Here is a 21,552-nt window from a genome sequence, read left to right as displayed (position 1 = left end):
AGCTAAAATGAAATCGGTTCGAGTCGGAGCGGCACAAGGCTTTTACGGAGATACGTTTAATGGGGCGCTCATGAATGTTCAATATGGGGATATAGATTACCTATCATTTGATTGTTTAGCTGAACTGACGATGGCCATTTTGGCAAAGGATAAACAAAAGCGGGAAGACACGGGCTATACGAAAGATATTGGCATCGCTATGAATATGCTGTTGCCTCTTGCAAAGGAGAAAGGGATCAAGATCTTGACGAATGCGGGTGGTATTAATCCGATCGGTGCACAAGAAGAAGTGCTGAGTATCGCTAGGGAGCTTGGCCTGAACGATTTAAAGGTCGCAGTCATTACGGGTGATAATATTTTGCCACATATCGATGAACTAATTGAGCTTGGAATGGACTTGGAGGATTTGGAAACAGGCCGGCCATTCACGAAAGAAGTTCAGCAAAAATTACTGTTTGCGAATGCATATATCGGCTCACAGCCACTTGTGGAGGCCTTAAGGCAAGGGGCGGATGTGGTCATTTCCGGAAGGTCAACGGATACCGCGCAGTTCCTCGCCCCTTTGATTTATGAATTCGGTTGGGAAAAGGATGATTGGAACAGGCTTGCAAGCGGCATTTTCATGGGTCATTTGTTAGAGTGTTCAGCACAATCGACTGGCGGTAATTTTAGTGGCAGGTGGCAGGACATCGAAAACTTTGAAAATATCGGTTACCCGATAGCCGAGATGTATGAAAACGGTGAATTCATCGTCACCAAGCCAAAGGATAGCGGTGGTCTCGTTTCCGTGGATACGGTCAAAGAGCAAATGCTGTATGAAATCCACGATCCATCCGCTTATATCACGCCAGACGTCGTGGTGGATATCACAGGCGTTACGCTAGAACAGGTCGGCAAGGATGAAGTGAAGGTGAAGGGAGTGAAGGGGAAGGAAAGCCCGAAAACGTTAAAAGCTGTAATGGGATTTGAAAACGGTTACATGGGTCAGGCACTCATTGGCTATTCGTGGCCCGATGCATTCGAAAAAGCGAAAAGTGCAGACCGAATCATCCGTAACCAGCTAGAGCAGAGGGGACTTCCTTTCGACGAAATTCGCACTGATTTCGTCGGTTACAATTCGCTTCATGGCCCACTTGCTAAGTTACCGCAGGAGGATATTAATGAATTGTATGTGCGGATTGTTGTCAAAGCCCAGGATAAACGGGTGGCAGACGGTTTCCGCAGGTTGATTCCCCCGCTTGCCTTGAATGGTCCGCCGACATTGTCGGCAGTAGGCAATATCCCAACCAGACAGTTGCTTGGCATGTGGTCGACGCTGATTGATCGGGAATGGGTGGAAGCAAATATTTCGGTATCGATCAAGGAGGTTGAAGCGTATGCCAAAAGTGACTCTTAATCTCATCGCACATGCCCGCTCAGGAGATAAAGGCAATACAGTCAATATCGGTGTCTTTGCCAATAGTGAGGAACTGTATCCGTATCTTAAAGTACAAATGACGTCCCAGGCGGTGAAGGAGTTCTTTACAGAGCTTGTGAAAGGGGAAGTCATCCGTTATGAGATGCCAAATATCTCCGCCTTGAATTTCGTTTGCCATGAAGCATTGGGCGGCGGCGGATCGTCATCGCTTAGAATCGACAACTTGGGGAAATGTTTCGGTTCCAATATCTTGCGTTTCCCGATTGAAGTCCCGGAAGAATTGGCTAGCAAACTATTAAAGGTTGGGGTGTGAAGAAATGAGCTATGAACCATATTTTACTGACGAACATCACGAACTAAGGAAGACGGTTCGAAAGTTTGTTGAAAAAGAAATTACACCATACGTAGCAGAGTGGGAAAAGGACGGAATTTTTCCTCGTGACCTATTTAAAAGAATGGGGGATTTAGGGTACCTCGGTCTTCGTTATCCGGAAGAGGTCGGTGGTCAAGGTTGGGATTACTTTGCTGGCGTGGTTTTTGCCGAAGAAATGGCCCGCAGCGGCGTGGGTGGCTTTCCGATGGCGATTGCGGTCCAAACTGATATGGCGACACCGCCGATATTGGAATTCGGCACCGATGAACAGAAGGAAACCTATTTAAAACCCGCCATCCGAGGTGAAAAAATTGCGGCTATCGGGATTTCCGAGCCAAATCATGGTTCGGATGTCGCCTCGATTGAAACGCGGGCGCGCCGTGATGGGGACACATGGATCATCAACGGTGCAAAAACCTTCATTACGAATGGTACGCGCGCTGATTTCATCACGCTTGTCGTAAGGACGTCAGATGCACCTGGACATAAAGGGATTTCGATGATTCTAGTGGATTTGGACCTTCCCGGTGTAACCGTAGCAAAGAAGCTGGATAAACTCGGGATGCGTTCTTCGGATACAGCAGAGCTTGTATTTGAAGACGTACGTGTACCATATACGAACCTTCTGGGCGTCGAGGGGAAAGGTTTCATGCAGATTATGTGGGAACTACAGGGCGAACGGCTGATTGGAGCTGCGGGATCAGTAGGGATGGCCGATTATGCATATGAGCTGGCACGTGATTATGCAAGAACAAGAAAGCAATTTTATCAGGAAATCGCCAATTTCCAAGTGATCAGCCATTTATTGACAGAAATGAAGACGGAGATTGAGGTCGTGAAGGAGATGACCTATGCAACGGCATACCGCTTCGGTCGTGGCGAGATTCCGGCAAAGGAAATCTCCATGGCTAAATTGGCAGCGGCGAAAATGGCTCATTGGGTCGCCGATCGTGCCCTTCAGATTTTTGGGGGCAATGGCTATATGATGGAATATCCCATTCAACGGATCTGGAGAGACACCAGATTATATAGGATTGGCGGCGGAACCGATGAAATCATGAAAGAAATCATCGCAAAAACAATGGGCTTGGAAGAATACAAGGAGGTGGTCAGACGATGAGCCATTGGATTTTTACAGAAGAGCATAAAATCTTTCGGAAATCGGTACGCAAGTTCATTGAAAAGGAGGTCACCCCTTACGTTGAACAATATGAAGAAGCAGGGGAAACGCCTCGCGTCTTATTTGAACGAATGGCTGAACTCGGGTTTTTAGGGATTAAATATCCTGAAGAATATGGTGGACTCGGTTTGGATTTAGTGACAGAGATGGTGTTTTTGGAGGAACTTTCTAAATGTGGTGCGGGAGGGACCGGTGCGGCCATTGGTGCGCATATCGGGATTGCGACTACACCGATATGGCGTTTTGGGTCCCATGAACAAAAAGAAAAATATTTGGTCCCGGCAATCAAGGGAGAGAAGATTGCCGCACTCGGCATTACGGAGCCCAGTGCGGGAAGTGATGTATCATCCATTGCCACTAAAGCTGTGAGAGAAGGGGACCATTACATCTTGAATGGATCCAAAACCTTCATCACAAATGGAGTGAATGCGGATTTCATCATTGTCGCTGCGAAAACGGCTGACAGCCTGCCACATATGAGTCTGTCTTTATTCATTGTCGAGACGGCCTGGGAAGGTTTTTCCGTTGGCAAGAAGCTCGATAAACTAGGCTGGCGCAGTTCCGATACGGGTGAGCTGTATTTTGAAAATATGAAAATACCGGTCGAAAACATGATTGGTGAGGAAAATGAAGGGTTTAAGAAAATCATGGTCAATTTCCAGTGGGAGCGGTTGACGATGGCGTTCACGAGCGTGGCGCTTGCGGAGAAGGTGTTGGAAGAAACGGTTCAATATGCAAGGGATCGCAAGCAATTCGGAGATTCAATCCTGCAGTTTCAAGTACTGCGCCATAAGCTCGTCGATATGGCTGTCGATATTGAAAAGGCAAAGAACATTACGTACCGGGCCGTTGAACAGTACGGCAAGGGGGTCAACGTAACGACCGAAGCTACGATGGCGAAGGCGTATGCTGCTGAAATGGTGAATCGGGTCTGTGATGAGGCCCTTCAAATTCACGGTGGAAACGGATATATGATGGAATACCCGATACAGAGGTACTGGCGGGATGCCCGGCTTCAGCCAATTGGTGGGGGGACAACACAAATCATGCGCGAGATTTTATCGAAACGCTTGAAAATTACAGATGGGTTTTAACACAAGTCTCTATTAATATGCCCTTGGTATTTTTAAAAGTGAGGTGGCTGGATATGAGTGCTAATGTAGGTTATTGGTTAACCCATCATAGTGAAAATATACCGAATAAAACAGCAATCGTTTATGGAAACCTGCGATTGACCTATATGCAGTTGAACAATCGGGTCAACCGTTTGTCACATGCCCTTTTGGATCAGGGTGTGAGGAAAGGCGACAGGGTCAATGTCCTGCTGTTAAACACAAATGAATTTTTGGAAACACTTTTCGCCTGTGCAAAAATCGGAGCGATATTCGTACCAATCAATATCCGCCTCAGTGCACCGGAAGTAGATTATATCGTTAAGGATTCGAGCAGTTCAGTCTTCATTTACGATGTGCGTCTCCAGTTCATCATAGAAGAGCTAAAGGAAAAGAACGAAACACACCTCCAATTCATTGAAGTGAATCCAGGAGGTGATCGTGAATCCTCTCCCTATGAAAAATTGATTGGTGAGTATCCATCCTCGGAGACTGGTTTTGAGCTGAATGCGGATGATTACTTGATGCTTATGTATACATCCGGAACGACAGGCAAGCCCAAAGGAGCGATTTTGACACATGGCAATACACTAGCGAACATCATGAATGGGCTTTACCTCTTGCCGGTGACAGCCGAGGACATTACATTGACGGTTGCCCCGTTGTTCCATATTGGTGGGCTCGGAATTTCCACAACACAAATGATGTATTTGGGCGGTACTGTCGTGCTGCTTGACTTGTTCACCCCTCAATCGACGCTAGAATGGATTGAAAAGGAGAAGGTTTCGACCGTGTTCATGGTCCCATCGATGTGGCAGTTGGTCATGCATGATTCAAGAATCGAGGATTATGATTTAAGCTCTCTCCGTTTGGCATGTTCTGGAGGGGCGCCATGCCCACTTCCGGTCATCGAATATTTCAAGGGTAAAGGCATTCCATTCATGGAAGGGTTCGGGATGACCGAGACGGCGCCTATCGTCAGTATATTGAAAGAGGAAGATACGATACGTAAAATCGGGTCGGTCGGAAAACCACCCATCCATGTCGGTGTCAAGATTGTTGATCCGACAGACAGGGAAGTGCCTATTGGCCAAGTGGGTGAACTAGCCATCAAGGGTCCAAACGTAACGGTCGGTTATTGGAATAAACCGGAAGCAACCAAGGAAGCACTTCGATCCGGCTGGTTTTATACTGGCGACCTCGCAAAAATCGATGATGAAGGCTACATCTATATTGTCGATCGGAAAAAAGACATGATAATTAGCGGCGGGGAAAACATTTATCCGATCGAAGTTGAACAAGTGCTTGTCAGGATGCCAAATGTGAAGGAAGTTGCCGTCATTGGCATCCCTAATGAAAAATGGGGCGAAGTGATCAAGGCCTATATCGTCTTAAACAGCCCACGTCAGACAATTAAGTTAGACGATATCCGAGAGTATTGTGATGGCAGATTAGCACGATTCAAGATGCCAAAGGAAATAGAGCTATTGGATGAACTGCCGAGAAATGCGACAGGGAAAGTATTGAAACGTGCTCTATCTAAACCATACGAAACGGAAAAGAGGGTGTAAGGATGTTTAATAAATATTTTGATGAGTATGAAGTCGGAGAGGTCTGGACTTCGAAAGGCCGTACAATCACAGAAACGGATATCGTAAATTTTGCCGGGTTAAGCGGGGATTTTTACTCGCTTCACACAGATAAGGAGTATGCCGAAAAGTATTCGCCATTTGGACAGAGAATTGCCCATGGGATGCTGGTATGCTCGATTGCATCTGGCCTTTCTGCATTCGAACCTGGAAGGGTCGTCGCCTTTTACGGGATCGATAAATTACGTTTTACGAATCCGACCTTTATCGGGGACACGATCTCTGTAGAGATTTCCATTTTGGAATTAAAAGATCGGGACGATGGAATGGGCGTCATTACGGCGAAACAAAAGGTGAAAAAACAAAATGGAGATGTGGTGGGCGTTTCGACGATGAAAATCCTGATGGCGAAGAAACAGGAGGTTCTATCGTGATGAAAGAGATCGTTTCATATGAAAAAGACAGGGGCATAGCGGTAGTTTATATTGATAACCCGCCGGTCAATGTGATTGGCGAAAATGTTGTCATTGGCTTAAACCAGGTATTCGATCGTTTAGCTGAAGATGACGAAGTTCGGGCCATTGTATTGTCAGGCAAAGGAGACAAGGCCTTTGTTGCCGGAGGGAACATAAAGGAATTCCCTAAATTGGTCGGCCAGGGTGTGGCATTCAATGAAGCCCGTGCCCGTGATATGCAAGAGCCATTTAATAAAATCGATAACATTGCAAAACCGGTCATAGCGGCCATTGATGGATTGGCCCTAGGAGGGGGATGCGAGTTGGCCCTCTGCTGTGATATCCGAATTGCAGAAGAACATTCCATAATTGGTCTCCCTGAAGTGAAGTTGGGTCTATTTCCGGGGGCTGGCGGGACACAGCGTCTACCAAGGCTGATCGGAGAAGGAAGGGCAAAAGAGCTAATTTTAACGGGAAGAGCCGTTACGGCGGAGGAAGCAGAACGAATCGGATTGGTGAATAAAGTGGTCCCGACCGGAAAAGGCCTGGCAGCGGCGATAGAGTTAGCTGAGGAAATAGCGGGCTATTCCTTCCAAGCGGTTTCAAGAATCAAGAAAACGATCGATGAAGGAATGAAAACGACGTTGGAAGAAGGTTTGCTGATTGAGGCAAAATACTTTGGCGAAGTGTTCCAGACAGAAGATGTTAAGACAGGTGTACAGGCCTTTATCGAGAAAAAACAGCCGGTGTTTATCCATAAATAAAATAGAGGGAAATTAGTTTAGTCAGAACGATAAATCTATTGAAAAGGGTGAGGACCGAGATGGATCAAGATCAAAAGGTTATTGAAAAGGGCAGTGAGAATTCAGAAAGATTGCAGAAGATTACGAGTGAGCTCGAGCGAATTCATAAAGGGGGATCCCCGAAGAATCATGAGAAAATCAAGACGCTTGGGAAAATGTTCGTCCGTGACCGCTTGAAGTTATATTTTGACAACGGAGAACCCACGTATGAAACGGGGACATTTGCCAACGCGACGAAAAAGGACCTGCCAGCTGATGGAGTCGTCACGGGAGCCGGTAAAATCAATGATAGACTCGTATATTTCACAGCAAGTGACTATACCGTCAAAGCGGGTTCTATTGGCCGCTATCATGGGGAAAAAATCCTGCGTATGCAAGAGGCCGCCATCAAAAGTAAACGCCCGATCGTCTATATGATCGATTCCTCAGGAGGCCGGATTGATGAAGGCGGTGGCTATCATTCCGATAAATATTCAGGCGGGAAGATTTTCTATAATCACAGCATCATGTCAGGAAGGATTCCGCAAATTGGAGTGATGTATGGGCCTTGCTTCGCTGGTACAGCATATATGCCGGTCTTCTGTGATTTCGTCGTCATGCTTGAAGGAAAAGCCGGCATGGCGATTGCTTCACCACGGATGGTACAGATGGCGACAGGTCAAAAAGTCGACATCGAACAACTAGGCGGGGCAAAAATGCATGCAGAAAAAAGTGGAAGCGTCGATTTTGTTGTCCAAACGGAAGAAGAGGCTGCCGAAGTCGTCAAAAAACTATTAAGCTACCTCCCGGATAGTTTCGAAGGCAAGCCACCTAGTGCACCTCCCGTCCCGCCGACTCGTGATCCACTGAATATTGATAATATCATTCCGAAAGAGCCGAACCAGCCCTATGATGTCCACGAACTAATCGAGAGCATTGTTGATGGTGAGAGCTTCCTTGAAGTGAAAAAAAGTTATGCGAAAGAGCTTGTAACAGGTTTTGCACGAATCGATGGACGCGTTGTCGGCATCATTGCCAATCAACCGACGGTCAAAGGAGGCGCCATCTTTCCTGATTCCTCCGATAAAGGGGCAAACTTCGTGTGGCTCTGCGATGCCTATGGGATTCCCTTGCTTTACTTGTGTGATACTCCTGGTTTCATGGTCGGTACACAGGTCGAGGAACAGGGCATTTTACGAAAAGGGAGGAATTTCATATACGCCACATCCGTGGCCAATGTTCCAAAGCTGTGCGTAATCGTACGTAAAGCCTATGGGGCGGGGATTTATGCAATGGCAGGTCCTGCATACGAACCGGATACGACCATTGCGCTTCCTTCGGCTGAGGTAGCAATCATGGGACCTGAAGCAGCCATTAACGCCGTTTATTATAATCAGTTGAGTCAAATTCCTGATCCAAAGCAAAAGGCTGAATTTGTCAAGGCACTGCGTGATCAATATCGTGAAAGCTATGATATTTATAAACTAGCAGGCGACATGCTTGTCGATGACTTGATTATCCCGGGGGACTTGCGAAAAGAACTCATTTCCCGTTATGAGGTGTTCGAGAATAAAGAGTTCCCGCTTCCAAATAAGAAGCATGGTACGATGTTGAGCTAACCCTATACAGACGAGGCAGAAGTAGAATGTCTCGTCTGTATCACTTTAAAACTAAGGAGGGAAAAGCATGAGTGAGATTACCGCGATGAACCGGCTGGCTGTTGGGGATATATTACGCAGGACAACAGGAAGGTTTCCAAACAAGGTGGCGGTCATAGAAGGGGATAAACAATGGAGTTATCGGGAGCTGAACGATGAGGTGAACCGCTTTGCCAACTATTTGCTTGATTCCGGCCTGGAAAAGGGAGATGCGGTCGCGACAATCTGCGGGAATTCCGTCTCATTCATTATCGTCTTTTTCGGCATCGCTAAGGCGGGTCTAGTGTGGGTGCCGCTTAATCCAGGCGTATCCTTTCATGAAAAGAGTTATATTCTTTCAGAGGTAGATTCGAAGTTAGTCATTGTCGATGAAATTTTTCTACAAGGAAAAAAGGAAGAATTGAAAAGTCTTTGTCCGGAACTGTTGATCATTGGGAAAAATGTCTCTCCAGTTGAACGCCTGGAGGAAGCGTATCGGCTCTCCAGTAAGCAAGAACCAGAGGTCCATATTGAGGATCGGGACTTGGCCCAAATTATGTTCACGAGCGGGACGACGGGCATGCCTAAAGGGGTGATGATTTCCCATCTATCGATTTATATCGCCAGCTTGTCCAATATTATTGGTTCCAGTATGAAGCGGGACGATATAGCCAGTGTCATCATGCCTCTCTTCCATTGTGCCCAGCATACCTTGGCCGTTTCCTTTTTCAATGTAGGTGCCACGCTGGTCATTTTGCCGGGATTTGAACCGGAATCCTTCATGAGAACGGTAGAGAAGGAAAAGGTAACTTGGATGTTCGGTCTTCCCATGATCTATAAAGCGATTCTCTATCATCCGAATTTTAAACATTATGATTTAACCTCCTTACGCTTCTGCTTATATGCGATGGCTCCCATGGACCGGGTCACCCTTGAAAAAGGGATGAAGGAGATAGGGGCGGAATTCGCACTGGCTTCTGGACAAACGGAAGTGTACCCGGGAACTTGCATGTTCGAGCCGGAAGATCAACTAAGGAAGCATGGCCCTTACTGGGGTGGGACGGGAATCATCAATGACACCGCCATAATGGACGAAGAAGGGCGGACGTTGGAAAAAGGAGAAATCGGAGAAATTGTTCATAGGGGTCCGAATGTCATGATCGGCTATTTGAATAATCCGGAGGAGACGGAAAAAAGCAAGCGGTTCGGATGGCATCATACTGGCGACTTGGGCTATTTTGATGAAGACGGATTGCTCGTCTTTGTCGACAGGAAAAAAGATATCATTAAATCCGGTGGCGAAAATGTGGCTTCGATCCAGGTAGAGCAGATTCTAGCCTTGCACGAAAAGGTGCTCAATGCTGTGGTTATCGGTCTGCCGCATGAAAGGTGGATAGAAGCTGTGACCGCATTCGTCGTTCCCAAACCGAACGTTACCATTACGAAAGAAGAAATCATCACACATTGTAAAGAGAATCTAGGAACCTTCCAAGTTCCTAAGGAAGTCATCGTGGTCGATCAATTACCGATGACGTCAACCGGTAAGATTCAAAAGCATAAACTTCGGAATCACTATCAACATCTTTATATACCGGCTGGAAAGTAGGGGCACCTTTTAGGTGTCTTGTTTTTTTCTGGGAAAGAGTTACATGTTATCAATTTCAATAAATGGGAGCAGATGTTAAACTGAAGGGTGAGGAGGGGATAAAATGGAAACTTTACAAATAGGGGAAATCAAATTAACATGGCTGAATGGTGGCGTGACCCACCTGGATGGTGGAGCGATGTTCGGTGTCGTACCGAAACCACTGTGGTCCAAGAAATATCCGGTCAATGAAAATAACCAGATTGAATTGCGGACAGATCCGATACTCGTTCAAGTGAACGGATTAAATATGTTGATAGACTCCGGGATCGGGAATGGAAAGCTGAACGACAAACAGAAACGGAATTTTGGCGTGACGGATGAGTCCGGGCTCATAGAGGATTTAGGTCGGCTCGGGATCAAACCAAATGAAATCGATTACATTCTAATGACCCACCTACATTTCGACCATGCCTGTGGGTTGACTAAGCCTGAAGGAGATTCACTGGTCCCGGTTTTCGAACGTGCCGAAATCATCACGACCCAAATCGAATGGGATGAAATGCAGCAACCCAATATCCGCTCAAAAAGTACATACTGGAAGGAAAACTGGGAGGCGATTGCCCACCTTGTCCGTCCTTTTGAAGGAGAACGTGAAATCACGGAAGGCATTAAAATGATTCATACCGGCGGACATAGTGATGGACATGCCATCATCCTGGTTGAAGACGGTAAGGACAAGCTGATCCATTTAGCCGATATCATGCCAACGCACGCCCATGCGAATGTCCTGTGGGTACTGGCTTATGACGACTACCCAATGACTTCGATCTCGGCAAAGGAAAAGTGGATGAAATATGGTCTGGAGAACGGGGCCTGGTACAGCTTTTATCATGATGCCCAGTATTGTGCCATCAAGTGGGATGAAACGGGTAAAGAGGTAAAGGATGAAGTGAAACGGAAACGGTAAGTCATAGAAAAAGGAGGCGATTTGGGTCGCCTCCTTTTTTTGTTCAATCATGTTGTGCATTCAATTCCAATATCGTCCCGGTAGTAGCATCTGCAATGAATTCAAATTGTTCGCGGTTACCATCGGTATTTCTAGTGATGCCGCCTTTATATACTTGGTAGTCCAAATCATTTTTTTGATAGGTTTCGGGTTTCATTAAAATCCAAGATCCATATATACTTCCATCTTTTCTGACTGTTTCCTTCACCTGCGCCAATACTTTGTCAGGAGAAGGCGTATTTGTTTGATTCAAAATTTGTTTTGTAGCATAGCCTGTAGCGAAGCCGGCTGCTGCCCCCAATAGAAACGTTTTCCAATTCATGAATTTCTCCTCCATTGCTTTTTATTACTCACTCTATCTAGTATACATAAGAAGTCTTTCTTTGACTAACGATTTGAAATTTTACCCATTTACTGATAAATTAAAACATGCTAGGTGGTAACTATCGTCTAAGTTAGGTAAAATAGATAGGAAATAAAAGTAGTTAAGGGGTAGAGATATGGATCAAGAGACTTTAACACTATTTAAAACATTGACGGAATTACCAGGGGCTTCAGGAAATGAGCATGCCGTGCGTAATTTTATGAGAAGTGAGCTTGAAAAATATTCAGATGAAATCGTTCAGGACCGCCTTGGAAGTATCTTTGGCGTAAAAAGAGGAAATGAAGAAGGCCCAACTGTAATGGTGGCTGGACATATGGACGAAGTGGGCTTCATGGTCACTTCTGTTACGGAAAATGGCATGATCCGCTTCCAAACACTTGGAGGTTGGTGGAGCCAGGTTCTTTTGGCACAACGAGTGGAAATTATCACGGACAACGGGCCGGTAATCGGGGTCATTGGTTCCATACCTCCGCATTTGCTTGATGAATCGCAGCGTTCGAAACCTATGGATATCAAGAATATGTTGATAGATATCGGTGCGGATGACCAGGAGGATGTGAAGCGGATCGGGGTTAAGCCTGGTCAGCAGATTGTTCCGATTTGCCCTTTCACGCCGATGGCCAACGAAAAGAAAATCCTTGCTAAAGCATGGGATAATCGCTATGGTTGCGGTCTTGCGATTGAACTATTGAAGGATTTGAAGGATGAAAAATTACAGAATATTTTATATTCGGGTGCGACGGTTCAGGAAGAAGTGGGATTACGGGGTGCCCAAACGGCTGCACATATGATCAAACCGGATATCTTCTTCGCCTTGGATGCAAGCCCGGCAAATGATATGTCCGGCAATAAAAGTGAATTTGGACAGCTGGGTAAAGGTGCATTATTGCGTATTTTAGACCGGACGATGGTCACACATCGCGGAATGAGGGAATTCATCCTCGATACGGCCGAATCCAATGATATTCCTTATCAATATTTTGTTTCTCAAGGCGGAACGGATGCAGGAAAGGTCCACATTGCCAATGATGGGATTCCGAGCGGCGTGATTGGGATTTGCTCCCGTTACATTCATACCCATGCATCGATGATCCATATTGATGATTATGCGGCTGCCCGTGAATTGATTGGGAAGTTGGTCCGCGCTTGCGATAAAACGACATTTGAGACATTGAAGAATAACGGATGATAATGAAAGCTGAAATGGAGGGGACACCCTTCCATCAGCTTTTTTTGCATAGAGGGAAGGGCATACATATGAAAATTGTAGTAGGCAGTACAAACCCGGCGAAAGTGCAGGCCGTGATTAACATCTATAAAGAAGCAGAAGTCATCTCGCTACAGGTGGAAAGTGGGGTTTCGGAACAACCATTTTCAGATGAAGAGACCATGAACGGGGCTGTGAACCGGGCCAGAAATTGCTTGCTTGAAAAGGGGGCCGATATCGGAATCGGTCTCGAAGGTGGCGTGGTTAAAATGGAACGCGGCTTATTCGTATGCAACTGGGGGGCAATGGCCACGAAGGATGGCGATATCTTCATTGCCGGAGGCGCGAGAATTCCCCTCCCCGGAATGATTGCGGATCGCTTGGAAAACGGGGAAGAGCTCGGTCCGATTATGGACGATTTCACCAAGAAAGCGAATATCCGCAAGAAAGAAGGGGCTATCGGGGTATTTACGAATGAACGGATTACCCGTGCCGATATGTTCGGAAATATCATGGAAATGCTTGCGGGGCAGTATGAATATAAGAAAAACCATCAATAAAAGAGACTGTCAGAACAAAGCAGAAACAGACAGGATTTAGGATATCGGTGCTGATAATATAGAAAACAAGGGAGGGGAAAGCCATATGGGGTGGGTAGAATCCATTCAGAAGGCCCTTGACTATATAGAGGAGCATTTAATCGACGACTTGACCATCGAGAACATTTCTAGTCAGGCGAATGCATCAGCCTTTCATTTTCAGCGGACGTTCACCATTTTGACGGACATTTCCGTTGGAGAATACATCAGGCGCCGTAGATTGACATTGGCTGCCCAGGAACTTGTAAGCACCAATGGCAAGGTCATTGATGTAGCCTATAAATATGGCTATGACACTCCCGAGGCTTTTTCAAAAGCTTTTCGGCGGCAGCATGGAGTACCTCCTAGCGAAGCCCGAAAGTATATGGGAAAGCTGACATTCTATGAACGCCTGGTTATCCAGGTGCTTCTAAAAGGGGCGGAACCGATGAAGTATAATATCGTGGAAAGAGATTCTTTTCGAGTGGTCGGTATCAAGCGGGAGTTTTCACTAGAGAACGAAGAAAATCTGATAGGAATCCCGAAGCTTTGGGACGAAGTGAACTCGGATGGTACCAGCAATCGGTTAGGAAAATTGAATAACGGCCGAATCAAAGGGTTGCTAGGGATATGTGTCGATTCCCCTGAAGATGAGCGGAATTCAATCGATTATTGGGTGGCCACGGAGTATGACGGAAGCGTCCCAAATGATTATTCTGGCTTGACGATACCTGCATCCAAGTGGGTTGTGTTCGAGGTCAATGGACCGATGCCCGAGGCGATGCAAAAGGTTTGGAAACACATCTTTTCCGAATGGTTTCCGGCAAGCGGACATGAACATGCAGGAACACCGGAAATGGAGGTATACGTTGAAGATGATGCTTCAGCCACAGATTATTACTCCGAGATATGGATCCCTATTAAGAGATAAAGGATGGGCTTGTAGGCAAAGACTGTGTCCTACAAGCTTTTTTATCCATGTAAAAAGCACTCCATAAGAGTGCCTTTAACTTCATTCATTTTCCATCTTCGAATATATAAGAAAGGACTTTTAAGGCTTGGTTCACCGATTCGACTGTGACGCTTGCTTTTTCAGATAATTCTTTTAGCGCGTGGTGATGGGATTCTGGGCGGATCAAGATAAGTGGTTTGCCAAGTGAGACCGCGGTGCTTGCATCCATGGCAGTATTCCACTGCTTATATTTCTCTCCAAATAGGGCAACGACAAGGTCAGCTTGCTTCATCAAAAGACCTGTACGCAAATTATTGATTTGAGAAGCTGCCATATCCTTTAAAACGGGGGTCGGCTGTTTCCCGATAATATCTTCCCCGATATTATCGGAGCGTTCATGATTTTCCATTGGGCCGACAAATTCTAAAGGAAGCTTTAAAGCGGCCGCCTTCTCTTTTAATTCACTTCTCCAATTTGAATGGATTTCTCCAGCCAGGTAAACCGTTACTTTCATGATGATCCTCCTTATTATCTAATTTGCTTACATTGTATCATGTTTTAAGAAAATGGATGGATTTCATAAATTAGGATATAAGTAAAGACAAGAGGGTAACGGTAGATTGTTGAAAAGGAGGGGGAAGTCTTGAAGGTCCCACCCCAAAAAAAAATTCTGATCGTCTTTTTGATGAGCATCCTGGCAGTCGGTTGTTCAGGCATTGAAAGGCAGGTGGATAAGGCCGTGACAGCAACGGTTTCCGCTTTTCGGGATGAAGCGCCGCAACCGAATACAAAAGTGGGGCTTATAAAGGTGTATCTGCCTAAAAATTTCAAGATAGAAGAGGAACATGAGAATAACTTGATCCTGAAAAGTGGTCAACAGGCTTATATATTATTTGTCAATCCAAATGAAAACAGCGAAAGCTCGCAATTATTTTTGACGGCAAAGGAGCAGAAAACTCATTATTTGACACTGGAATCCTTTCAGAATGATGATAAGTTCGGTTTTATTTCCATCATGGAATTATCGGAAGAGAAATATGAGCTTTCCGTAGGAAGCGGCGGGGTCAAGCTCACAACCAAGACGGGGAAAGAGGATTTAAAGGATGAGGCGGAGAAAATGATGGAAATCGTTTCTTCCGTTCCACAGAGGTGAAAGAAGGTCCGGCGTACCCATACCGGACCTTTTGTGCTCTCTATTACAATCCGTATTGATGGTTGATTGAAGCGGAGTCTGGTATGATGGAATTATAAAATAACTAGATGGATTTCATAAGAGCTGGAGGAATAATAAGATGGAAAACTTACAAACTGTTGAACAATACGATGCATTAAAAAATGAAGGAAAACATATTTTCCTTTTCTCGGCAACATGGTGTGGCGATTGCCGAGTGATTGAACCAATCCTACCGGAAATAGAAGCGAAGTTCCCTGAATTCACGTTCATTCATGTAGATCGCGATAAATTCATCGATGTTTGCGCTGCTAATGATGTTTTTGGAATTCCTAGCTTCATCGGATATGATAACGGTAAAGAGCTAGGCAGATATGTGAGCAGGGACCGTAAAACACAAGAACAGATTGAAGAATTCATTTCATCATTATAATGTAAGGTCCCCTTCTTTAGGGGATTTTTCAATGGATAGGAGGGTCAGCCATGAAAATGGATAGCATAAAGCTGAAGAACATATTAAAAGAACGCTTAGCGGATGAAAATCGTACGTTCAAATTCGATAGCAAGAAGGACACGTTACGGATTGAAAATATAAAGACCGGTAAAGGCATCACGGTTGAACTTCCGCCGGTGCTTGCAAATTACGAAAATATCCAAGAAAAAGCCATTGATGAAGTCATCTATTACGTAGATGAGGCACTGAATGTAATGGGGGAAGAACATAGCATGGAGGGCAAGGAGAAATTCATTTTTCCTGTAATCCGATCGACTTCTTTTCCAATGGAGGCAGAAGAGGGCAATCCCTTTTTGTTCGACGACCATACGGCGGAAACACGTGTCTTTTATGCGTTGGATTTGGGCAAGACCTACCGTTTGATCGATGAGAAAATGCTCAAGCGCGAAGACTGGCAGGGAGATAGGATCCGGGAGATTGCCCGTTTCAACGTCCGCTCCCTCTCGACTAAATTGAAGTCGGATATCGTAGCGGGGAACACCTTTTATTTCTTGAATACAAATGATGGCTATGATGCGAGCCGGATTCTTAATGAATCATGGCTTCGTGAAATGAAGGAAAAGATATCGGGGACCATGGCAGTGGCCATTCCTCATCAAGATGTCATCATCATTGCCGATGTGCAAAATGATACTGGCTATGATGTACTCGCACAAATGGCGATGAGCTTTTTCGCCAGTGGCCACGTACCGATTACGGCGTTATCTTTCCTTTATGAGGAAGATGAGCTAGAGCCGGTCTTCATTATGGGTAAAAATAAAAAGCGTGAACAATAAGTAAGCGGATGGATGAATAATGATAGGGCTCCTGTCTCTTTGGATGGATTTCCAAACTCGGCAGGGGCTTATTTTGTTATACCCTAGGGAATATAATATTTTGTATTAAAACTTAATCTCATTGTAAACTCTGTTTAACAGAGGTGTTTTAATTAAATAGTAGACTATATAATTAGAACGTGTTTAAACTCATATGAAAAGGGGTTTAAATAGGTTAAGAGTTATGTGAAATTGGGATGATTCCTGCGGAAATTTGCAAAAAACTACATATATATCCCTATTAACCTTAATTTCTCTCGATATTTCAAAAAATACTGGTAGAATTAGTTACATAATTACAGATAGTAGAAAGAGTGATAGGTTTGAAGTGGCTAAATAAAATGAAAAAGTGGTTCCAAGCAGAGGAAATTATTGAGATTGAAGAAATAATAATAGATGAACCGATCGATAAAGAGACTTTAAAGAAGATGGACTTTTCTAAACTTCCCAAGACAAAGAAGGAAGAAATCGAAGCATACAATCAAACGGTGGCAAAAATGTCCCAAACGAAAGATCCGGATACGAAGATCTTGTTTCAATATCCAAAAGGGGAATTTAAATTCCCTCTGATACCTGATAAGGAACAACGTGTGAGAAAGCCTAGGGAAAAGAGAAGAGAGGAGCGGGAGCATAAACAGGATACGGAATCTTATGAATCCAAAAGGCCTAAGCAGAGTCCCGAGCAGAAACGGAAGAACGCTGAACGGATCGCTACTCAAAAGATCCTGCCATCCAATACCCCGTTCCGACCGACGGAAATCCCTTCACCTGTTTATGGGTTTCGGCGACCGGAAAAAAAAGTGGTCAAATCGGTCGAATTTGAATTAGAGAGCAAATTTCCTGTTCTTAAAAAAGAAGAGCCTGAGGTTCCAAGGATTATTCCGAACGAGGTAAAGGAAGAGGTTTATGAGGAATTGACCCGTGAACCTTCCGTTCTTGTACCAGAACAGATAGAGGAAAAAAAAGAAGAAGCCATTTCCGAGGTTCCTGCCTATATGCGCCGGAATGAGGATACGGACCCCAAGGCGGCGACAAGTGAGCCGGAACCAGTTGCTTCAGAATTTCCGGTAGATCAAGAAGTTGAAGGGCAAGAAACGGAGCAAGTGGAATTTGGGCAGGAAGTGGCGGTCGGGATAATGGAAGCCGTTGAACCTACTGTCGTTCCAGCCGAAGAGGGTAAGCCTGAGGCCCCGGCATATATCGCCGAGGATCCTGTTGATCCCGAAGTCCTTGATCAGGGGACGGAACCGAAAACCGAGGAATCGCCTAAACGCCCGAAAAAGCATATCCCCTTTAATGTCATGATGTTAAAGCAGGATAAAGAAAAGGCTACATTCCTAAATCCTTTTAAAGCGGAAAAAAAAAGCCCTGAAATCGAAAGGGGAGTAGTGGCTGTTGAAACGAGCCCCATTGAAAAGCCTGTAACATCATGGACTACGTTGGAAAGCGAACACGTACCCGTTGCTACAGGAGTGAAGGTTGAGGAAGAAGCCATTCAAGAACGGACGGATACAGCCGAACCACAAAGGGCTGAGGAAGTTCGGTATGAACCCGTAACTCCTTCGCTACCTGAGCACGAGAAACAATCGCATTTCGAGACGAACGAGGTTCCCATTTCTCCGGTTATTCCAGAAGCGGAAGTTGTTGAACATGAAGAAAAACAGGAGGTTGCTGTTCCAGAGCCTATGGAAGCAGCCCATCCCGTCAGTACGGGACTAGTCGATTCTGTAGAAGATGAGGAAAATCCGTATTATGTATTCCCAAAGATCGAGTTATTGACTCCTCCCACATATGCCGAACATGATGATGAGTGGCTCGAAGAACAGACCGTATTGCTGGACGAGACACTGAAAAACTTCAATGTCCGGGCAAAAGTCGTGAACGTGACGCAAGGTCCGGCGGTCACTCGTTTCGAGGTCCATCCTGAACCGGGTGTGAAAGTGAATAAAGTGACGAACCTCATGGATGATATCAAGTTAAGTCTGGCGGCTCAGGATATGCGAATGGAAGCTCCCATTCCAGGTAAGCATACCATCGGCATTGAAATTCCGAATCGGAAGAGCAAGCCTGTATTTTTGCGTGAGGTTTTGGAGAGTACTGAGTTTCAAGAGCATGAATCACCGCTCGCTGTTGCGCTGGGACTAGATATTTCAGGCCAGCCGATCATCACCGATTTAAGAAAGATGCCGCATGGCCTGATTGCGGGGCAAACGGGATCGGGAAAAAGCGTGTGCATCAATACGATGTTGGTTAGTTTACTGTATAAAGCAACGCCTCAGGAACTGAAATTGATGTTGATTGATCCAAAAATGGTTGAGCTTGCTCCATATAACCAAATTCCCCATTTGGTCAGTCCGGTCATCACTGATGTGAAAGCTGCCACTGCGGCCTTGAAATGGGCAGTGGAGGAAATGGAACGCCGCTATGAACTATTTGTCCATGCAGGAGTTAGGGATATCAGCCGTTTTAATGACCAGGCTGAAAAAGCCGGCCAATATTCCAATAAGCTGCCATATATCTTGGTAATCATTGACGAATTGGCCGATTTAATGATGATGTCCCCGGCAGATGTCGAGGAAGCGATTTGCCGCATCGCTCAAAAGGCCCGTGCTTGTGGCATTCACTTAATTGTGGCGACACAGCGTCCGTCCGTGGATGTTATCACTGGTTTAATCAAGGCGAATATCCCGACTCGAATCGCTTTTTCCGTTTCATCCCAAGTCGACTCGCGAACCATCATTGATAGCGGTGGGGCAGAGAAACTGTTAGGAAAAGGGGATATGTTGTTTGCGGAAAACGGTTCATCAAAAACGGTCCGTCTGCAAGGGACTTTTGTAAGCGATGAAGAAATCGATCAAGTGGTCAATCATGTGAAACTGGAACAGAAGCCAAAATATTTATTTGAACAAGAAGATTTGTTGAATCGTGCCCAAGTGACGGAAGAAGCGGACGAGTTATTCTTTGAGGCATGTGAATTCGTCGTTCATCAGCAGGCCGCTTCGGCTTCTAGTGTCCAAAGGCGTTTCCGAGTAGGATACAACCGTGCAGCTCGTCTGATAGAAATGATGGAACAGCAGGGCGTCGTTTCTGAATCGAGGGGAAGCAGGCCACGGGATGTACTGATTACCGAGGAAGAACTTGAATTTTTACACGTAAATTAAGAGAACCTATACTAGGGTTCTGTATATAATGTGAAGGGCGAGATATAAATTCTAAAGCGAATGGAATAGAAAAGCCAATGATTTGATAAAATGGCATCTCCCTGACATGGATGTATGAATAAAAAGGTGATATAATATATTTTTGTCGATGAATAAATAAAAAGTACGTATAAAAACCTAGGCGAAAAGTACAATTCGAGCAAGTTTTCGTAATGAAAAAACAAATAAACATGACGTCATATACTGTCATACAGATAGACGATTGGTGGAGGTTCGTTATATGACTGCTTACCATTTTGTGGGTATCAAAGGTTCGGGAATGAGTGCGCTTGCTCAAATATTGCATGATATGAATATTCAAGTGCAAGGTTCCGACTATGAAAAAGAATTCTTTACACAAATAGCGTTAGAAAAAGCTGGGATAAAAATCCTTCCTTTCAACGAGGAAAACATTCAGCCTGGAATGACCATCATTGCAGGTAATGCGTTCCCGGATACCCATCCGGAAATCGTGAAAGCAATGGAACTTGGTTTACCAGTGATACGTTATCACCGTTTTCTTGGTGATTTCATGAAGACCTTTACAAGTGTTGCCGTTACCGGGGCACATGGTAAAACGTCGACTACAGGCTTGCTGGCCCATGTCATGGGTGGTGCCAAACCAACATCCTATCTGATTGGGGATGGAACTGGAAAAGGAATCGTGGATTCTACTTACTTCGTATTTGAAGCATGTGAATACCGCCGTCACTTCCTTTCTTATTATCCTGATTATGCAATCATGACGAATATTGACTTCGATCATCCAGATTACTATGCCAATGTGGAAGACGTGTTCGAGGCATTCCAAACGATGGCCCTACAAGTCAATAAAGGGATCATTGCATGCGGGGACGACGAGCATTTACCGCATATTCAAGCAAAAGTACCGGTCATTTTTTACGGATTTGCGGAAGGAAACGATTTTCAAGCGAAAAATGTTTCCGTCACTCCGGAGGGAACGACATTTGATGTGAATGTGAGAAACACGTATTACGATACTTTCTCCATTCCGACTTTTGGCAAGCATAGTGTGTTGAATGCTTTAGGTGTCATTGCACTGTGTAAATATGAAAACCTGGATACGGAAGCCGTGAAGGCTCAGTTACTCACTTTTGAAGGCGTAAAACGCCGGTTCTCCGAAAAGGAAATGGAGAGTCAAATCATCATTGATGATTATGCCCATCATCCTACAGAGATTTCAGCAACCATTGACTCAGCGCGTCAAAAATATCCAGAGCATGAAATAGTAGCGGTCTTCCAACCGCATACTTTCTCAAGAACGCAAGCATTCCTGGATGAGTTTGCCGACAGCCTGAATCTAGCCGATAAAGTATACTTATGTGAAATCTTTGGATCTGCCCGTGAACATCATGGAAAACTATCGATTGAAGATCTTCAGGAGAAAATTCCTGGTGCCGAGCTTATTACAGAGGAAACAACAACGCAATTACAAAAACATAAAAACAGTGTAGTCCTATTCATGGGTGCAGGGGATATTCAAAAATTCCAGGCTGCTTATGAGGAGTCGCTGCAAGTTAAATGAAAAATGACCAACCCATAAATGGGTTGGTCATTTTTTATGGAATCA

The 21,552-nt window shown here is 45.1% G+C and carries 20 protein-coding genes; 18 read left to right on the top strand and 2 right to left on the bottom strand.

Features of this window, described 5'->3' with window-relative positions; all coding sequences use genetic code 11:
- Window positions 1-7: 7 nt before the first annotated feature.
- From ACQKL6_RS04930 to ACQKL6_RS04885, 10 genes are all read left to right on the top strand, one after another.
- Window positions 8-1,396 carry an acyclic terpene utilization AtuA family protein gene (locus ACQKL6_RS04930; RefSeq protein ID WP_402957777.1) on the top strand — a complete coding sequence of 463 codons (1,389 nt, stop codon included), beginning with the start codon at window positions 8-10 and terminating at the stop codon, window positions 1,394-1,396.
- Window positions 1,377-1,730 carry an AtuA-related protein gene (locus ACQKL6_RS04925; protein ID WP_402986647.1) on the top strand — a complete coding sequence of 118 codons (354 nt, stop codon included), beginning with the start codon at window positions 1,377-1,379 and terminating at the stop codon, window positions 1,728-1,730. Before ACQKL6_RS04930 ends, ACQKL6_RS04925 begins: the two co-directional genes overlap by 20 nt.
- Before the next feature lie 4 nt (window positions 1,731-1,734).
- On the top strand, window positions 1,735-2,910 hold the full coding sequence (locus ACQKL6_RS04920) for an acyl-CoA dehydrogenase family protein (RefSeq protein WP_402957775.1): 1,176 nt from the start codon (window positions 1,735-1,737) through the stop codon (window positions 2,908-2,910).
- Window positions 2,907-4,064 (top strand): acyl-CoA dehydrogenase family protein, encoded by a 1,158-nt coding sequence (locus ACQKL6_RS04915; protein WP_427650685.1) that lies wholly within the window; start codon window positions 2,907-2,909, stop codon window positions 4,062-4,064. The genes ACQKL6_RS04920 and ACQKL6_RS04915 overlap by 4 nt, the downstream gene beginning before the upstream one ends.
- Window positions 4,065-4,117: 53 nt before the next feature.
- Window positions 4,118-5,653, top strand: a complete 1,536-nt coding sequence (gene menE, locus ACQKL6_RS04910) for an o-succinylbenzoate--CoA ligase (protein WP_402874842.1) — start codon at window positions 4,118-4,120, stop codon at window positions 5,651-5,653.
- 2 nt (window positions 5,654-5,655) lie between these two features.
- Window positions 5,656-6,105 (top strand): MaoC/PaaZ C-terminal domain-containing protein, encoded by a 450-nt coding sequence (locus ACQKL6_RS04905; protein WP_402874844.1) that lies wholly within the window; start codon window positions 5,656-5,658, stop codon window positions 6,103-6,105.
- A complete protein-coding gene (locus ACQKL6_RS04900) occupies window positions 6,099-6,890 on the top strand; it encodes an enoyl-CoA hydratase/isomerase family protein (RefSeq protein ID WP_402874968.1) in 792 nt (263 codons plus the stop codon). Before ACQKL6_RS04905 ends, ACQKL6_RS04900 begins: the two co-directional genes overlap by 7 nt.
- 59 nt (window positions 6,891-6,949) lie before the next feature.
- On the top strand, window positions 6,950-8,527 hold the full coding sequence (locus ACQKL6_RS04895; protein WP_402874847.1) for an acyl-CoA carboxylase subunit beta: 1,578 nt from the start codon (window positions 6,950-6,952) through the stop codon (window positions 8,525-8,527).
- A 67-nt stretch (window positions 8,528-8,594) separates the two neighbouring features.
- Window positions 8,595-10,151 (top strand): AMP-binding protein, encoded by a 1,557-nt coding sequence (locus tag ACQKL6_RS04890; RefSeq protein ID WP_402957771.1) that lies wholly within the window; start codon window positions 8,595-8,597, stop codon window positions 10,149-10,151.
- 103 nt (window positions 10,152-10,254) lie between these two features.
- The gene (locus tag ACQKL6_RS04885) at window positions 10,255-11,100 is read left to right on the top strand and encodes a YtnP family quorum-quenching lactonase (protein WP_402957769.1); all 846 of its coding nucleotides are present in this window, start codon (window positions 10,255-10,257) and stop codon (window positions 11,098-11,100) included.
- Window positions 11,101-11,143: 43 nt separating this feature from the next.
- Here the strand turns inward: ACQKL6_RS04885 and ACQKL6_RS04880 are convergent, their stop codons facing one another.
- The gene (locus tag ACQKL6_RS04880; RefSeq protein WP_402874856.1) at window positions 11,144-11,461 is read right to left on the bottom strand and encodes a PepSY domain-containing protein; all 318 of its coding nucleotides are present in this window, start codon (window positions 11,459-11,461) and stop codon (window positions 11,144-11,146) included.
- Between the two features lie 178 nt (window positions 11,462-11,639).
- Here ACQKL6_RS04880 and ACQKL6_RS04875 point away from each other — a divergent pair, with 178 nt between their 5' ends.
- The 3 genes from ACQKL6_RS04875 (at window position 11,640) to ACQKL6_RS04865 (ending at window position 14,240) form a co-directional block, all read left to right on the top strand.
- Window positions 11,640-12,713, top strand: coding sequence for a M42 family metallopeptidase (locus ACQKL6_RS04875; RefSeq protein ID WP_402874859.1), 1,074 nt, complete (start codon window positions 11,640-11,642; stop codon window positions 12,711-12,713).
- Between the two features lie 68 nt (window positions 12,714-12,781).
- Complete coding sequence (locus ACQKL6_RS04870) at window positions 12,782-13,291, top strand: DUF84 family protein (protein WP_402874861.1); 510 nt, start codon at window positions 12,782-12,784, stop codon at window positions 13,289-13,291.
- Window positions 13,292-13,376: 85 nt separating this feature from the next.
- Window positions 13,377-14,240, top strand: coding sequence for an AraC family transcriptional regulator (locus tag ACQKL6_RS04865; protein ID WP_402874864.1), 864 nt, complete (start codon window positions 13,377-13,379; stop codon window positions 14,238-14,240).
- Window positions 14,241-14,325: 85 nt separating this feature from the next.
- On the opposite strand, the gene ACQKL6_RS04860 is transcribed toward ACQKL6_RS04865, so the two are convergent.
- Window positions 14,326-14,775 carry a YtoQ family protein gene (locus ACQKL6_RS04860; RefSeq protein ID WP_427650684.1) on the bottom strand — a complete coding sequence of 150 codons (450 nt, stop codon included), beginning with the start codon at window positions 14,773-14,775 and terminating at the stop codon, window positions 14,326-14,328.
- A 129-nt stretch (window positions 14,776-14,904) separates the two neighbouring features.
- Here ACQKL6_RS04860 and ACQKL6_RS04855 point away from each other — a divergent pair, with 129 nt between their 5' ends.
- The 5 genes from ACQKL6_RS04855 to murC all read left to right on the top strand — a co-directional run bounded on the left by ACQKL6_RS04855 (window position 14,905) and on the right by murC (window position 21,507).
- Window positions 14,905-15,414, top strand: coding sequence for a hypothetical protein (locus ACQKL6_RS04855; protein WP_407407254.1), 510 nt, complete (start codon window positions 14,905-14,907; stop codon window positions 15,412-15,414).
- A gap of 139 nt (window positions 15,415-15,553) precedes the next feature.
- Window positions 15,554-15,865 (top strand): thioredoxin family protein, encoded by a 312-nt coding sequence (locus ACQKL6_RS04850; RefSeq protein ID WP_427650683.1) that lies wholly within the window; start codon window positions 15,554-15,556, stop codon window positions 15,863-15,865.
- Window positions 15,866-15,921: 56 nt separating this feature from the next.
- Window positions 15,922-16,722, top strand: a complete 801-nt coding sequence (locus ACQKL6_RS04845; RefSeq protein WP_427650871.1) for a DUF1444 domain-containing protein — start codon at window positions 15,922-15,924, stop codon at window positions 16,720-16,722.
- Window positions 16,723-17,102: 380 nt separating this feature from the next.
- Window positions 17,103-19,922, top strand: a complete 2,820-nt coding sequence (locus ACQKL6_RS04840) for a DNA translocase FtsK (RefSeq protein ID WP_427650682.1) — start codon at window positions 17,103-17,105, stop codon at window positions 19,920-19,922.
- Window positions 19,923-20,202: 280 nt separating this feature from the next.
- Complete coding sequence (gene murC / locus ACQKL6_RS04835) at window positions 20,203-21,507, top strand: UDP-N-acetylmuramate--L-alanine ligase (protein ID WP_427650681.1); 1,305 nt, start codon at window positions 20,203-20,205, stop codon at window positions 21,505-21,507.
- The last annotated feature ends 45 nt before the right edge of the window (window positions 21,508-21,552 follow it).

It is taken from the genome of Peribacillus sp. NPDC097197, from assembly GCF_050278025.1.
Classification (GTDB): Bacteria; Bacillota; Bacilli; order Bacillales; family DSM-1321; genus Peribacillus.
The sequence above is the reverse complement of the archived record's forward strand: the minus strand, read 5'-3'. Positions and strand labels throughout refer to the sequence as shown.

Bases quoted from the DNA above. Each gene is read 5' to 3' on its own strand.
- ACQKL6_RS04930 (WP_402957777.1), top strand. From the start codon at position 8: ATGAAATCGGTTCGAGTCGGAGCGGCACAAGGCTTTTACGGAGATACG.
- ACQKL6_RS04925 (WP_402986647.1), top strand. From the start codon at position 1,377: ATGCCAAAAGTGACTCTTAATCTCATCGCACATGCCCGCTCAGGAGAT.
- ACQKL6_RS04920 (WP_402957775.1), top strand. From the start codon at position 1,735: ATGAGCTATGAACCATATTTTACTGACGAACATCACGAACTAAGGAAG.
- ACQKL6_RS04915 (WP_427650685.1), top strand. From the start codon at position 2,907: ATGAGCCATTGGATTTTTACAGAAGAGCATAAAATCTTTCGGAAATCG.
- menE (WP_402874842.1), top strand. From the start codon at position 4,118: ATGAGTGCTAATGTAGGTTATTGGTTAACCCATCATAGTGAAAATATA.
- ACQKL6_RS04905 (WP_402874844.1), top strand. From the start codon at position 5,656: ATGTTTAATAAATATTTTGATGAGTATGAAGTCGGAGAGGTCTGGACT.
- ACQKL6_RS04895 (WP_402874847.1), top strand. From the start codon at position 6,950: ATGGATCAAGATCAAAAGGTTATTGAAAAGGGCAGTGAGAATTCAGAA.
- ACQKL6_RS04890 (WP_402957771.1), top strand. From the start codon at position 8,595: ATGAGTGAGATTACCGCGATGAACCGGCTGGCTGTTGGGGATATATTA.
- ACQKL6_RS04885 (WP_402957769.1), top strand. From the start codon at position 10,255: ATGGAAACTTTACAAATAGGGGAAATCAAATTAACATGGCTGAATGGT.
- ACQKL6_RS04880 (WP_402874856.1), bottom strand. From the start codon at position 11,461: ATGAATTGGAAAACGTTTCTATTGGGGGCAGCAGCCGGCTTCGCTACA.
- ACQKL6_RS04875 (WP_402874859.1), top strand. From the start codon at position 11,640: ATGGATCAAGAGACTTTAACACTATTTAAAACATTGACGGAATTACCA.
- ACQKL6_RS04870 (WP_402874861.1), top strand. From the start codon at position 12,782: ATGAAAATTGTAGTAGGCAGTACAAACCCGGCGAAAGTGCAGGCCGTG.
- ACQKL6_RS04865 (WP_402874864.1), top strand. From the start codon at position 13,377: ATGGGGTGGGTAGAATCCATTCAGAAGGCCCTTGACTATATAGAGGAG.
- ACQKL6_RS04860 (WP_427650684.1), bottom strand. From the start codon at position 14,775: ATGAAAGTAACGGTTTACCTGGCTGGAGAAATCCATTCAAATTGGAGA.
- ACQKL6_RS04850 (WP_427650683.1), top strand. From the start codon at position 15,554: ATGGAAAACTTACAAACTGTTGAACAATACGATGCATTAAAAAATGAA.
- ACQKL6_RS04845 (WP_427650871.1), top strand. From the start codon at position 15,922: ATGGATAGCATAAAGCTGAAGAACATATTAAAAGAACGCTTAGCGGAT.
- ACQKL6_RS04840 (WP_427650682.1), top strand. From the start codon at position 17,103: ATGAAAAAGTGGTTCCAAGCAGAGGAAATTATTGAGATTGAAGAAATA.
- murC (WP_427650681.1), top strand. From the start codon at position 20,203: ATGACTGCTTACCATTTTGTGGGTATCAAAGGTTCGGGAATGAGTGCG.